The sequence below is a fragment of the Methanosarcina sp. 1.H.A.2.2 genome, assembly GCF_000979975.1.
In the GTDB taxonomy this organism is placed as follows: Archaea; Halobacteriota; Methanosarcinia; order Methanosarcinales; family Methanosarcinaceae; genus Methanosarcina.
Window position 1 is genome coordinate 1 of sequence record NZ_JJQL01000084.1, and the last position, 13361, is coordinate 13361.

A 13361-nucleotide genomic window follows, 5' to 3' on the forward strand; every position below is an offset into this window, starting at 1 on the left:
TAATAATAATAATAATAATGATAATAATAATGAGAGCAGGAAAAAAGAAAAGAAAGAAAAGAAAAGAAAAAAGCTGTAATCAGATAATAATTGTATCTGTCCTTTCATCCTTTTCTTCATCAAAATCGGTTACAAGAGCTTCAGTCGTTAGCACCATACCTGCGATTGAGGCAGCGTTCTGAAGACCGCTTCTTACCACTTTCGTCGGGTCGATTACACCTGCTTCGAAGAGGTCTTCAAAGACATCTCTCTTTGCATTGTACCCGAAGAGTTCGCTGGATTCCGCCCTTATGGTTGCCACCACTTCAGCACCTTCTCTGCCTGCGTTTGTGGCGATCTGGCGAACAGGGTCTTCTATGGACCTCTGAACGATCTTCACGCCTACCTGCCTGTCGCCGTCAAGTTTCAGGGATTCAAGAATTGCAGCTGCACGGAAGAGACATACCCCTCCTCCTGTGACCACACCTTCCTCAACTGCGGCTTTTGTGGCGTTCAGGGCATCATCGATTCTCATCTTCTTTTCTTTGAGCTCGGTTTCGGTTGCAGCTCCCACTTTGATTACTGCAACGCCGCCTCCCAGCTTTGCCTGGCGCTTTTTAAGCTCGGTTTTTCTGTAGTCGGCTTCAGCAATATTGACCTGGGCTTCGATGATCCTGACCCTTTCATCAATCTTTGCTTTGTCGCCCCTGCCTTCTACAATTATGGTTTTATGGTTGTCAACCGTGACTTTCCTGGCACTTCCGAGCATGTAGTCGCTGAATTCCTCAAGTTTCATGCCCTTCTCTTCGCTGATAACCTGTCCGCCGGTCAGGACGGCAATATCTTCAAGCATCTCCTTTCTCTCGTTTCCGAATCCGGGAGCTTTTACAGCGCAGACCCTCAGGGCTCCGCGGATGATGTTCAGGATCAGGGCTGCCTGGGCATCCCCATCAACATCCTCAGCAATAATCAGGAGGGAACGGCCTTCGGAAGCGACCTTCTCAAGCACAGGTACGATCTGCTTCATGCTGTTGATCTTCTTGTCTGTAATCAGGATATAGGGATCTTCAAATTCGCAGATCATTTTTTCAGTATCAACTGCCATGTAGGGGGAAACAAACCCACGGTCAAATTGCATACCCTCAACAACATCAAGGCTGGTTTCCATTGTCTTTGAGTCTTCAACGGTGATTACCCCGTTGTAGCCGACCTTTTCCATAGCATCGGCGATCAGGTTGCCTATTTCTTCGTCATTGTTTGCAGAAATAGTAGCTACCTGTATGATTTTGTCCTTGCCCTTTACCTCCACACTCTTGCTCTTGAGATACCCTACAACCTTTTCTGTGGCAATCTCAATCCCTTTCTTGACCTCTATAGGGTTTGCCCCGGCACTGATATTTTTCAGGCCTTCCCGGATCATGCTCTGGGCAAGGAGGGTGGCGGTAGTTGTCCCGTCTCCTGTGTTGTCCTGGGTTTTGGAAGCAACCTCCTTGACAAGCTTGGCTCCCATATTTTCGAACTTGTCATGGAGCTCTATTTCTTTTGCAATGGTGACACCGTCATTTGTGACCACGGGTTTTGTGCTTTTATCCAGCACGACATAACGGCCCCTCGGCCCCAGGGTGATCTTAACAGTATTTGCGACTTTATCTACACCGTTTAAGAGGGCTTTTCTTGCACTCTCATCAAACATTATCTGCTTTGAAGCCATCTGTATTCACCTGGATTAGGATTAAATATTCTTGCTTAATTAAGCTATAATTTATCGAAGTCGTGATTTACCTGACATTCAGGATATGCCTGATGCAATATATTCAGAAACGGCCTCATTTGACATTATTCTTCAACAACGGTTGCCAGGATATCCTTGAAGTCGACAAAAATATATTTTTCATCATCTATTTCAATCTCATCGACCTGGTATCCCCCGTAAATTACGTGGTCTCCCTTTTTCAGAGGGAGCTCCTTCCCGTCTTCAAAGGTCCCCACAGCCAGAACGATTCCTTCTTTTTTCTCCTGCCGTGCAGGCTCCGGGATATAGATCCCACCTTTAGTCACTTCTTCTTTCTTCTGGTGTTTGAGTAATACTCGTTCGCCAATAGGTCTGACAATCACTCTTTATTCCTCCTTGATATGTAAGTGACCTAAAATTAGCTGAACATTCACTTGTTGCTATAAGTCAGCATGGAATTGATGAATGTATTGAGCTGTAAAACGCCCAACTATCTGCATATAATGCAAAACTTATATTTAAAAATTGCCCGCATTCTAGAGAAAATTTGTAAGTAAAATAAATATAATTGCAAAAAAATCGAAATGATGCCTACAAATTAAAATAAAATATATATACATGAATCTCTAAAATAATACACAGATGGTTCAGCAGATTCTTCTCAGAAATCTTGAAAAACCCCAGATAAAGAGCCTTGAAGAAGATCTTTTATGGTTCTGTGACAGCTTTGGCTTTTCTTCGGGCAGGGATACCGAAAACACAGCCAACAGGATAATCTTCAGCCTGCTTGAAAAACTTTCAAATGACGAGATAAGTTCATCGGAAATTCTGGCTGAAGACCTTGATATGAAAATCTCAAGAATCAACCATCACCTCCGGAACCTCAACGACTCCGGGCTCCTTTACAGGAAAAAACGCCTGATTTATTTGAGGGGAGGCAGCCTGAAAGCTGCAGTAAAGGAGATGAGGAAAGACTCGGAAAGGATACTTGATGAACTGGAAAACGTAGCTGAAGAAATAGATTCAATGATGGGCCTTAAAAACAGGTAAAAACCTGATATAAAAGGCACTTCAGAAGATAACAAACTGACTATAGACTGGAAGCTGAGAAACTAACAACAGCCTAAAACAACAGGCTGAAACCGGAAAAGAATTCAATAATCATTTCCATTTACTTTTTAGCAATGAACAGAGTCTCCATAGTTTCCTGCCCTGATTATTCTGATACAAAAGAAGCAATAGCCCGGGCTCTTGGCCTGCTGGGCGGCATTGAAAAAATAATTGATCCGGGAGATCGCGTACTTCTCAAGCCAAATCTCCTTTCAGCCAGCCCGCCGGAAGCTGCAACAACTACCCATCCTTCTGTGGTAGCAGCAATGTGTGAATTCGTGCTCAGTGCAGGAGGAAAGCCAGTAGTAGGAGATGGAGCCGGGATCTCAAGGCCTGGAGCTACAGCAAAAGCCCTGAAGGTTTCAGGCATAGAAGAGGCTGCCCGCAAAGCCGGAGCCGGGGTTGTGAACTTTGAAACTGCAGGTTTTACTCTGGTAGAAGTTCCAGAGCCGCTTCAGTTCCGGAAATTGTACATTGCAAACCCTGTCCTTGAAGCAGATGTTATAATATCTCTTCCGAAACTGAAAACCCATGAGCTTACATATTATACAGGCGCGGTCAAGAATTTCTTCGGAGTCCTCCCTCTGAAATGCCGAAAAGAAATTCACCTTCTTGGAAACCGGGACCTTTTTGGCGAAGCCGTCGCCGATGTGTACTCTATCGTCAGACCCGGTTTTGCAGTCATGGACGGAGTTGTAGGCATGGAAGGAAACGGGCCTTCCCACGGAAAGCCTGTAAACTCAGGAGTAATTCTAGCAAGCCCGGACTGTGTTTCCCTGGATATTGTTGCAGCAGAACTGATCGGCTTTGATCCTCTCAAAATCCCCACTACGACAGGTGCCCTGAAGAAAGGTTTCGGAAACCAGTGTCCTGTAGTGGTCGGAAAGCCATTAAAAGAAGTCAAAAAGAAATTCAAGCCTTCGAGCGGGGGAATCAGTACATCCCCTGCGTTCCTTAAGCGCAGCCTTGGCAAATATTACACCATTAACCCCAGAATCAACCAGAGAAAATGTACTCAATGCGGAGCCTGCTATCTGAACTGTTCTCCCGGGGCGGTGGAACGGCTGGAAGACGGAACTTTCAAGATTAATCCGGAAAAATGCATCCTGTGCTACTGCTGCAGGGAACTCTGCCCTAACGATGCAGTCGAGATAAAAAAGTCCCTGCTGGCACAGTTTTTAACAGAAACCGAGGATTTAATACGTAGAGCATAAATGTAAAATGAAATCCGGCAATTACATTATAACACTTTCTTTTTCATCTTTTTGCAAGATCTTTTAATCCAGAACGCCTAAAAGACGTATTAAAAGAATCTTTTGCTTGGGAAAATATCCCTGTGCTCGTAAATGAAGAAGGTGATGGGATGCTTTATACCTATATCGATACAGAGTATGCTCCGGAAAAATGCTCTCTTTGCAGCGGAACCGGGAATGATGAAGGTGGAATCTGTGAAGCCTGCGGAGGACAGGGAAACGTGCTCGTTGCCCAGCCTGCAATAATATGTCCACTTTGCAGCGGGTCAGGTAACCTGGAAACGGGGACCTGCAGGGCATGTGGAGGAAGTGGCTGGGCTCTTTTATGAAAAAAACAGGAAAGGTTCCCGATTCATATCGCCATAGTCATAAAGTCAACTACCCGCTAAATCTAAAGATTTAACGGGTTTCCTGCTGAGGTTTTATGAAACTATGGCTTTTCAGGAACTATATTTATCAGAAAACTTCTCCGAATTCTCCGGGAAATCCTCTTTTTCCTTTTGCCTTACCATAACTTCTTTCTTTTTTTCATCAGGCAGACAATCAAAGCAGGTCTCATACCTTGAAGACTTATACTTTTTTCTGCATACCGGGCAGAGCTCCATGCCCCTCAGGCTTGCAAAATGACAGCGATTGCAGAGTACAGTTGCGTGTTTCAGAGACGCATATTCTTCTTCGGCTTTTCGAGTTTCTTCTTCAATTAGCTCTTCAATTCCGCTTTCGTCAAGCCATTCATGATAAAGATTTTTGAAGTTTCCTTCTCCCGTATCTTCAACAAGCACCTCGATACACTGCTCTTCAAGGTCAGTATAATCAGGCTTGGCTTTATGTACAGTAGAGGCTTTGTGCCAGGCAGGGTGGCTTTTATGGCGGTGTTTACCGGTCAGGACGTGCTCGAATTTCTGGTACTTTTGTCTGTACACTTCCCTGAATCGGGTATAAGCAAGACTGTAAATCCCGGAACGGACCTCTGCCGGAGAAAAGGCTCCGGGAGTATGGACACACAGGCGCTCAGAAGAGCCGCACCAGGTACAGGCTTTGCCTTTAATGAATTCCGCCCTTTTTTCTTTCCATTCCTTAGAGGTTCGTTTCATTGGAATACCTGTAAGATCTTCGGGAATCAAAGATATTTAAAACTGGAGGTCTCATGTTCAGATTAAAGTATATATCTGAATTTAACAGGTCACAGGAAGCTCTCTGGCTATAAGTACTGCATTCAGGATAATTTATTGAACAAACTTTCTGACTCACTAAACAGACATTTTCTGATCCCCTAAACAGATTTTATCTGACCTTTCCATATAGTATTCGAAGAGTTCTCTACCCCAGGCCAGGGCGCGGGATTCTAAATTGAGAAGGTACTGCCCTTCAAACCTTCCTTTCTTATTGAAAAACCCGAGCAATAACGCGTTTTCCGAAATAGCAATCAATGCAGGAATTTCAAGCGGAGCTCCTGCATACACAAAAACAGAGGCATTTTTCCTCGCCAGAATTTTCTCTCCCGTATCACGGAAATCCCCTGAAAACCTATCAAATGAATCTCTGCTAAGGATGAGCTGCACCTTAACATCTTTTTTTGCGAGCTCCAGAGAGAAAGAAGGGATCTGAGGGTGAAAATAAGAAAAAAGGAGCATAACCTTTGAAGACCCGGTAAAATGATTAATCAGCTCAGGGAACAGGTCAAAGCCGTGAGTAAGCCCGGGTTCTACAAGCTGGCTTCCTTTAAGCTCCCCTATCCGTTTTAACAGATGAAAAGGAATAGAATCCAGTTTCCTGTGGCTCCAGAAATAATCATTATCCTCAAATGTGCTGGCTGCATCCAGTAAAGGCCTGGCTTTTTTAACTAATATATCACCTATGATAGAAAGACGATATACATCTCCTTTCTGAACAATTAAACCTTCTTCTTTTAATTTTTTGATATGGGGAAGCAGGGAAATTCTGGGGACCTGAAGCAAATCAAGAATTTCATCACTATTTCGGGGCCCTTCTGCCAGCAGTAACAGTAAATTTTTCCTGTTGTCGGAAAATAAAAGAATATTAACAAGCTGTAGTTTCATCTGGTTTGCGCCTTCTAACATAAGTCAGCATCTTTTAGTAATACGATAGTGTGAAGATTTCGAATAAGTATAGTATTGATATAATCATTAGTGTACGAATATAAAGGTTATCTTGAGTCTGAAAAACCAGAAAAGTAGAGAAGAGGGATAAAAAATGGAAAAAAATATCGGAGAAGAGAGTTCAAGGAAAGAAATAAGAAAAAGAACCTTTCATTTTTCCTTCCAGGTGCTTCCCAGATTCAGGCAAATGGAACGATCCCGATGCCGGAAAGAAAATCAGTCATCGCTACTGCTGCCACTGCTTCTTGAAGCATTAGGAACAGAAGGATAATAGCACCGCGAAAGGGCTCCATATACGAATTGAGTGGGAGCCATCCAGACAATTCCGGTACCATCGAAGGTCTGAAGGGCTCCATCGCCGCTTGTCAGATTTCCGACCAGATTCTTTGCAGACCTCTCAACTGTAAAGTTGATAGAAGCCGACCTCAGGAATACAAAATTCCCATCAACCTGTAATCTCTCGTTTTTAAGCTCATATTTAAGAACCTCAGCCGGAGGCACGGGAATTGCAAGTACACACAGACCTGTTCCGCTGATTTTGGTCTGGAACCAGCCTTCTCCTCCAAAAAAGCCGGATGATAGGTTTTTCTGGGATGAGACTTCTACGTTGACCCCGTTTTCACAGCAGTAGAACATTCCCTTATCTACAATAATCGCATCATTGTTCAGTTCCAGCAGTATGTAATGGCTGAAGCTTGGTTCAAGGAAAATCTCTCCTGTACCTGAGTACGTGGGAGTAAAGGCAGACTCGTTGGTCAATTTATTTTTAAGTAGTTTTTTTGCAAGACCTCCAACTCCTCCGGTCTCGCACTCAGCACAGATATTCCCCTTGTGGAAATGCAGGGCTCCCCTTTCAGTGGTTACTGCACTATTCATGAGGGTGATTTTTACCTGCTTGAGGCTCATGCCAGCTTTCTCAAGGTAATACAGGTTTTCTGCAAGGCAGACATCCCTGAGCCCCCGCAGGGTCTTATACTCAAGAATCTCGATCTTTATTCCATCTTTTTCAATGCATTCCAGAACATTGATGTTATCATAGAATTTTTTCTCGATAATAGGCTCACCACTTATCAATTTATTGAAGATAACCTTATAGATTCGTGCCGAACGTCAGATATAATATTAGATATTCAGCCGTCCACTTAAATAAATATATTAGTAATTGTATTATAATATTTTGATACAGTTGTAGTTTATAGAAAGTTGTCCAGAATTCCGATGAAAAAGTAAGCAGCTCCGGAAAAATAAGCAGTTCCTATAAACATAAGGGATTGGTTTTCCAGATGAGGTCTTGAGGTTCACACTAGAAGAAATATCACATATGCAACATACACACTTAAGAATTCTACCAGAGCCAGCAAATATTTGAGAATTGAATGGATATTTTTGAAAGTTTTATTCATTTAACTTTTCTGTTTTAGCTTTTCCACACGGGCTCATTTGCCATCACTTATATTAGTTTTATATAAACTGTGTAATCTCTGAGTAGAAGCATATGAGAGTTTAAATTTAAATTAAGAATAATCTATACATTTAAGAGTTTAAACATATGATAATATAAATAAACAGAACTTATGAATTAATCCGATTAATATGGAATTGAGGGGAACAATGGCAATCTTTAAAGATAGGGCAGATGCAGGAAAACGACTGGCAAAAGAACTTTCAAAGTACTCAAACCGTCCGGATGTACTGATACTGGCGCTTCCGCGGGGTGGGGTTCCGGTAGCTTTTGAAGTTGCAAAAGAACTGAATGTAAAAATGGACGTTTTCGTAGTTAGGAAGCTAGGAGTTCCTGGCAATGAAGAGTTGGCAATGGGAGCAATAGCATCTGAAGACGTCCGTGTATTGAACGAAGATATTGTAAGGTCTTTCAAGATACCTGATAGAGTAATTGCTACGATAGCTATAAACGAACTCAGAGAACTGGAACGCAAGGAGCGTATTTACCGCAGGAACCATCCCAAACTGAATATAAGTGGCATGACTGTAATCCTGATAGACGACGGGATTGCAACCGGAGCATCAATGCATGCAGTAGTTGAAGCCCTTAAAACTAAAAACCCGGTTAAACTGGTCGTTGCAGTCCCCACGGCTTCCCCGGACACGCGCAGTTTCTTTGAGGACAAAGTAGATGAAATAATCTGTATTACTACGCCGGAGCCCTTTTATTCAGTAGGCACATGGTATGGAGACTTCAGCCAGACTACGGACGAAGAAGTCTGTGAACTGCTGGATAAAGCAAGGAATTTTTCAACGAAGTAAGCTCGCAGGTAAATCTGCTACTAACTCGCGGCCAAATCCCAGGTAAATCTGTTATTCATAAAAGAGATGATGAAGTCCGTATCCCGATTGCAATCCATCTTGAGGGAACTCTATCTACCCCGGAAGGAGCCGGGGGAATTGTTGTTTTTGTGCATGGAAGCGGGAACATACGCCATAGCCCACAACAAGTACGTTGCAAAGGAACTTCAGAGAAGAGGCTCTGGAACCCTTTTATTTGATCTTCTTCGTCCGGGAAAGTATAACGAATATAACCTATGGTTATACAAATGAGATTTAATTGAAAAACAGTATCTTGTGACACTAATTGATTCGGAACTGGCGAAAGAGAATATTTATATCTGTTGATCGCTTACCTATATGTTCTGGTTTAAGGTATATAATACAGGTATAAATTTAAAATTTATTCAAAGAAATCACGGCTTTTCTGAGAAATTATGAAAGGAACTGATAGTACAGATAATGAAGCCTTCTCTAACTCCGAGGAGACGGAAAACACCCGGTATTCCCAGGCAATTTACGTAACAAAGGTTGCGATGGCTTCAAACGTTTTGCTGACGGGTTTTAAGTTTTTTGCAGGGATAATGGGTAACAGTTCGGCAATGGTTGCTGATGCCGCCCATTCCATGTCAGACTTCATGACCGACATCGCAGTAATAGCAGGTTTAAAAGTTGCCAAAAAGCCCAGAGACAGCACGCATAATTACGGTCACGGGAAAATCGAGACCCTGTCTGCTGCATTTATAGGACTGGTACTCGTTGTGGTGGCTTTCGGGATTTTCTGGGGCGGTCTCCAAAAGGTTATTGCTTTTTATCATGGAGAAGTGCTACCAGCTCCAAGTGGGATTGCTCTTGCTGCAGCAATCCTCTCAATAGTGATAAAAGAGTGGCTATACCGCTACACCATAATATATGCCCGGAAACTTAAGAGTGATGCACTGATAGCAAACGCCTGGCATCACCGTTCAGACGCCTTCTCTTCAGTAGGGACAATGGTTGGAATCGGAGGTGCAATCCTCCTTGGAGGCAAGTGGGTGGTGCTCGACCCGATAGCCGCCGTAATATTGAGTTTCTTTATCTTCAAAGTGGCATTCGATATATCTTACAAAAACCTGAACGAACTGCTGGAAGCTTCACTGGACTCAGGGACCTATAGAAGTATTGAAGAAATCCTGATAACCACGGAAGGCGTGCTGGGCTTCCATGAATTAAAAACCCGGAAGATAGGGAATGCCATGGCTGCAGATGTCCATATTGAAGTAGACAGAAGCCTGAACATTGTGGATGCACACGAAATCTCAACAAAGGTAGAAGACAGGTTAAAGGAAGTCTGCGGCAAAAATGGCCAATTCTCAATTCATGTGGAACCCTGTTCGGACTTGAATTCGGATTCAGGATACGAAGGAAAAAAATGAAAAGCAGAGACTCTCCTGAAATAGAAGGTTCCTTTTTAAACATAAGCTCCTTTAACTTTTTTTCACCATTTTTAAAAGAGAGTTTACACATTGAACAGCAGTTTCAGCTTGACCCGAAAATCCATCAGACATCAGCACTTTCTGCTACATTTATCCCCACTACAAACTTCGTTCCCTGATCCCTTTTAAGTTCGATACAGCCATCTATCTGTTCAACGAGAATATTTACAAGCTGGAGCCCGAGAGAATCGACAGTTTTAAAATCAACGGTTTCCGGAATACCCCTGCCGTTATCTGCTACCATTAATGTGTAATCAAAACCCCTTTCACAGCCCATACCCTCGACTGAATGTCCTGTTTTTGAAGCAGGTTTTGCTGCCCTGCTGAGACTTATTCGAATTTCTCCTCCCTCCCCTTCAGGGAAAGCATGCTTCAGGGAATTCGAGACCAGTTCGTTGACAATAATTCCAAGAGGAATTGCAGTGTCCATGCCAAAATTAACCTGTTCAAGGTCAAGTTTGAGGCTTATATTATCGTTGCCCACAAGATATGAGTTTAACAGGTCTGCAGTCAGTTTCCGGAGGTAGGCTGCAAAATCCAGAGTATCTATGTCATCACCTTTGTATAACTCTTCATGAATGAGAGCCATAGAAGCTACACGGTTCTGGCTTTCCCGGAAGGCTTCAAACATTTTTCTGTCGCTGAACCTTTCTGCTTCGAGACTGAGCAGGGAAGAGATTACCTGCAAATTATTCTTTATCCTGTGATGGATTTCTTTTATGCGGGCTTCCTCAATTTTTCGTAGAGTATCTTCTGCCTTTTTACGTTCGGTAATATCGTGAACAAATCCCTGGAACTGCCCGGAAGTTCCGGAATCTTTCGGAAGCTTCTGGAAAACCTCCCTGACCCATCTAACCTCTCCATTTTTTTCTCTGTACCCTGTACTCGATTTCGGTAGATAGATCCGGATTAGATACTGATTTTTTAATGTTCTCAAGAAGCATGGGACAGTCTTCAGGCACAACTACTTCTGCCCATTTAACCCTGTGAGAAAGAAAGTCTTCCTTACTGTAACCTGTAATCTCTTCAACCGCCCCGTCCATGAAGGTTGTTTCTGCATTTTCATCAAACCGGAAACCTATAAGACCTTCGATATTTTGCACCAGTGAAGAGTAGGCCCCATCATTTGTTTGAGGAAACACAATTGAAGGTTCACTTTCAGGTTCTTCTATTTGCACACCGAGCATCCTGTAAATACGCCCCTGATCATCCTGAAGAAAAAATGTTTTCTGCCTCAAAGCTTCTTCACTCTGTTTAAGCTCCCTGAAAAGAATGCTGTAAGGCTCACTGAACCCGGTAGACACAATTGCCGTGTAGATCAGGTAGAAAGACAGTAGTTTAAAATAGTGCCCAATAGCAAACGAAAAGTCATCTACCTGTGTAAACGTGGTGGCAGTCAGTTCTGAGAGAACTGTCAGGATTATGGAGGCTGCGAGCAGCCTGAAAACATGGTTTTCAAACCTATCTCTCTTTAGATAAAGAAGGATCAATGAACAGACAAGCGTTAAAGAGATTACATACTCGCTTATGACTTTAAAAGCAGTTAACCCTACACCTTCAATATAAGCAACCGGAAAATTCCTGAAAACAAAAATTGAAAGCAACAAAACAAGAGTAACTCCGGTATATGCGAGAAATATCTCCCGGGCAAATCGGACTTTTTCTGCAGGGCTGGTATCTTTTTTTATGCTCAATGCCCTGGAACTCATTAATAACAGAGAAGCTATTAGGAACGATCCCCCCTCCAGGTACCTTGAGGCAATCCATAACTGGGTAGAAAGATTCATGCCACCCGGAAAGATCCCCATCCTCTCATATGACAAAGTATGTAAAAGGTCCAGAGTGCCAAAAAAGAAACAAGAAATTCCTATCAGCAGGAGATACCTGTTTTCCAAAAATGTCTTGGATTCCCATGCAACCAGAAATATTACATACGCAATTATGACACTGAATAACTCTACAAGAGTGTGGAAAAAAAGGTTGTTACTAAGGTTAATCAGATGGAGCAAACTTATTACGACTGCCCAGAATATTATTTTGTAGATTACGATCCGAGAATTTTTACCCACTTTGCTAAATACATTTACCCCATTTGAATATTATTTAGGTATGCAGAGGAACTACTGAGTTTATATTATTTATAATATATCGCCATAAAAAATCACACTATAAATTAATATAGTTACTAAAAAAAGTTTGACTTAGAAATTTACATATAACAATATTTTTGGAATTATTTTTAGATTTCTGCCCAAAATCTTTTTTCTGCTTGCTAATATCCATCCAAAAAAAATAAATGGGAAGATAATCTTCCCAAGCTGGCAATATTCTATTTGATAGTTAAGTTACATTTTTCTGTAGAAGTAGAGACAACAAAGGCCAACTGCACCAACTATCAATATTACAGCTACGGGACCGAATCCAGGATCCCTGGAATTTTCAGAATTATTTTCGGACATGTTCAGATCTGTTGATTTATTGATTTCAGATTTTACAGTTGGTTCTGTGGATTCAACACCGATCTTTTCTCCTGTAATTACAAAGGAAGAAAAACCCGGAGTTTCAGCTGTGAAATGCAGGACCTGTTCATCTTCATCTACAAGCTTTACTGGAAGCTTAACCCATTCTTTGTTTTCGTCATCGTATCTGAAAAGAGCAACAGAAGACTTGTTTATATGGTCATCCAGAATCCAGGCATTATTCACCTTGAAGCCTATTGATTTATTTTCAATATCCTTTGAATTTCCATAGCCAGCATTACCGACCCATACGTTGAATGATTTGTAAACAATACCTTCCGGAAGGTCAGAAACAAGAGTAGACTTATTCTTCAGGTCCTCAACAATGGTGGTAGTCTTGCCTGCAGTTTTCTTTGCTTCAAACTTTATGAATTCAATACAGGTTGCGTTCTGCGGGAAATTGAACACTATAGGCTTTCCGTTCGTGATGAAGGTCTGTGAGATCTCTTTAGATGCGACATTCTTTGCAGGTTCAGGAGAACCACCAGCTCCACCAGAAGAACCACCGGAGCTTGAGCTGTGATGACTGCCGCCTGAACTACTTTCAGTGTCTTCAACAGGGGTTTCTACTGGAGTTTCAGTTGGAGTCGTGACAGGTACAGTGGATTCAGCGGGTGTCTCTACCGGAGTAGTTGTATTATTGATTGTGTTATTGGAGGGTACTTTGGGTTCTACAGGTTTCTCAGGAGTTGTAGTATTAGTGGTTGTATTGTTTGCAGGAGGTTTTACAGGCTGATCTGGTGTTGTGGTGTTAGTTGTAATGCTAGTTCCTTCAGTGATATCATTTATAGGCACTAGTGTCTTAGAAACTTAATTATGGTGCATAATATTTAGACATTTTCTCATCAGCAACTTTTCTCGTAAACTTCCAGTTGATCTTATTTTCATGT

At 42.2% G+C, this 13361-nt stretch carries 14 protein-coding genes; 6 read left to right on the plus strand and 8 right to left on the minus strand.

All coding sequences use genetic code 11. The features are described from left to right. Positions 1–79: 79 nt before the first annotated feature. Together groL and groES are read right to left on the minus strand one after the other, a co-directional pair. Positions 80–1690, minus strand: coding sequence for a chaperonin GroEL (gene groL, locus EO93_RS13440; RefSeq protein ID WP_048163039.1), 1611 nt, complete (start codon positions 1688–1690; stop codon positions 80–82). A gap of 125 nt (positions 1691–1815) precedes the next feature. Beyond that, complete coding sequence (gene groES / locus EO93_RS13445; RefSeq protein WP_048134487.1) at positions 1816–2094, minus strand: co-chaperone GroES; 279 nt, start codon at positions 2092–2094, stop codon at positions 1816–1818. 259 nt (positions 2095–2353) lie between these two features. On the opposite strand from groES, the gene EO93_RS13450 reads away from it, so the two are divergent. The 3 genes from EO93_RS13450 to EO93_RS13460 all read left to right on the plus strand — a co-directional run bounded on the left by EO93_RS13450 (position 2354) and on the right by EO93_RS13460 (position 4403). Next, entirely contained in the window at positions 2354–2761 is a 408-nt protein-coding gene (locus EO93_RS13450; RefSeq protein ID WP_048134485.1) for an ArsR family transcriptional regulator, read from the plus strand. 134 nt (positions 2762–2895) lie between these two features. Then, the gene (locus EO93_RS13455; RefSeq protein ID WP_048134483.1) at positions 2896–4035 is read left to right on the plus strand and encodes a DUF362 domain-containing protein; all 1140 of its coding nucleotides are present in this window, start codon (positions 2896–2898) and stop codon (positions 4033–4035) included. 122 nt (positions 4036–4157) lie between these two features. Continuing rightward, positions 4158–4403 (plus strand): transcriptional regulator, encoded by a 246-nt coding sequence (locus tag EO93_RS13460; protein WP_235282964.1) that lies wholly within the window; start codon positions 4158–4160, stop codon positions 4401–4403. 111 nt (positions 4404–4514) lie between these two features. Here the strand turns inward: EO93_RS13460 and EO93_RS13465 are convergent, their stop codons facing one another. From EO93_RS13465 to EO93_RS13475, 3 genes are all read right to left on the minus strand, one after another. Beyond that, positions 4515–5168, minus strand: a complete 654-nt coding sequence (locus tag EO93_RS13465; RefSeq protein WP_048163041.1) for a hypothetical protein — start codon at positions 5166–5168, stop codon at positions 4515–4517. 156 nt (positions 5169–5324) lie between these two features. Next, complete coding sequence (locus tag EO93_RS13470; protein WP_235284270.1) at positions 5325–6155, minus strand: winged helix-turn-helix domain-containing protein; 831 nt, start codon at positions 6153–6155, stop codon at positions 5325–5327. Positions 6156–6410: 255 nt separating this feature from the next. Continuing rightward, on the minus strand, positions 6411–7268 hold the full coding sequence (locus EO93_RS13475) for an AIM24 family protein (protein ID WP_048163043.1): 858 nt from the start codon (positions 7266–7268) through the stop codon (positions 6411–6413). A 537-nt stretch (positions 7269–7805) separates the two neighbouring features. Here EO93_RS13475 and EO93_RS13480 point away from each other — a divergent pair. The 3 genes from EO93_RS13480 (at position 7806) to EO93_RS13485 (ending at position 9892) form a co-directional block, all read left to right on the plus strand. Beyond that, positions 7806–8459, plus strand: coding sequence for a phosphoribosyltransferase (locus EO93_RS13480; RefSeq protein WP_048163045.1), 654 nt, complete (start codon positions 7806–7808; stop codon positions 8457–8459). Between the two features lie 99 nt (positions 8460–8558). Continuing rightward, positions 8559–8750 carry a hypothetical protein gene (locus EO93_RS17010; protein WP_200898122.1) on the plus strand — a complete coding sequence of 64 codons (192 nt, stop codon included), beginning with the start codon at positions 8559–8561 and terminating at the stop codon, positions 8748–8750. 164 nt (positions 8751–8914) lie between these two features. After that, positions 8915–9892, plus strand: coding sequence for a cation diffusion facilitator family transporter (locus EO93_RS13485; RefSeq protein ID WP_048134470.1), 978 nt, complete (start codon positions 8915–8917; stop codon positions 9890–9892). A 124-nt stretch (positions 9893–10016) separates the two neighbouring features. Here the strand turns inward: EO93_RS13485 and EO93_RS18580 are convergent, their stop codons facing one another. From EO93_RS18580 to EO93_RS13495, 3 genes are all read right to left on the minus strand, one after another. Beyond that, positions 10017–10889 carry a histidine kinase dimerization/phosphoacceptor domain -containing protein gene (locus tag EO93_RS18580; protein WP_342764211.1) on the minus strand — a complete coding sequence of 291 codons (873 nt, stop codon included), beginning with the start codon at positions 10887–10889 and terminating at the stop codon, positions 10017–10019. Continuing rightward, positions 10804–12021: an MASE3 domain-containing protein gene (locus EO93_RS18585; RefSeq protein WP_342764212.1), complete on the minus strand. Its 1218-nt coding sequence runs from the start codon at positions 12019–12021 to the stop codon at positions 10804–10806. Before EO93_RS18585 ends, EO93_RS18580 begins: the two co-directional genes overlap by 86 nt. Before the next feature lie 276 nt (positions 12022–12297). After that, positions 12298–13266, minus strand: a complete 969-nt coding sequence (locus tag EO93_RS13495) for a PGF-pre-PGF domain-containing protein (RefSeq protein ID WP_052735462.1) — start codon at positions 13264–13266, stop codon at positions 12298–12300. Positions 13267–13361 lie beyond the last annotated feature (95 nt).

What these genes read in the sequence shown, in the direction of transcription:
- groL (WP_048163039.1), bottom strand. Translation starts at nt 1,690, where the DNA reads ATGGCTTCAAAGCAGATAATGTTTGATGAGAGTGCAAGAAAAGCCCTC.
- EO93_RS13450 (WP_048134485.1), top strand. Translation starts at nt 2,354, where the DNA reads ATGGTTCAGCAGATTCTTCTCAGAAATCTTGAAAAACCCCAGATAAAG.
- EO93_RS13455 (WP_048134483.1), top strand. Translation starts at nt 2,896, where the DNA reads ATGAACAGAGTCTCCATAGTTTCCTGCCCTGATTATTCTGATACAAAA.
- EO93_RS13465 (WP_048163041.1), bottom strand. Translation starts at nt 5,168, where the DNA reads ATGAAACGAACCTCTAAGGAATGGAAAGAAAAAAGGGCGGAATTCATT.
- EO93_RS13470 (WP_235284270.1), bottom strand. Translation starts at nt 6,155, where the DNA reads ATGTTAGAAGGCGCAAACCAGATGAAACTACAGCTTGTTAATATTCTT.
- EO93_RS13480 (WP_048163045.1), top strand. Translation starts at nt 7,806, where the DNA reads ATGGCAATCTTTAAAGATAGGGCAGATGCAGGAAAACGACTGGCAAAA.
- EO93_RS13485 (WP_048134470.1), top strand. Translation starts at nt 8,915, where the DNA reads ATGAAAGGAACTGATAGTACAGATAATGAAGCCTTCTCTAACTCCGAG.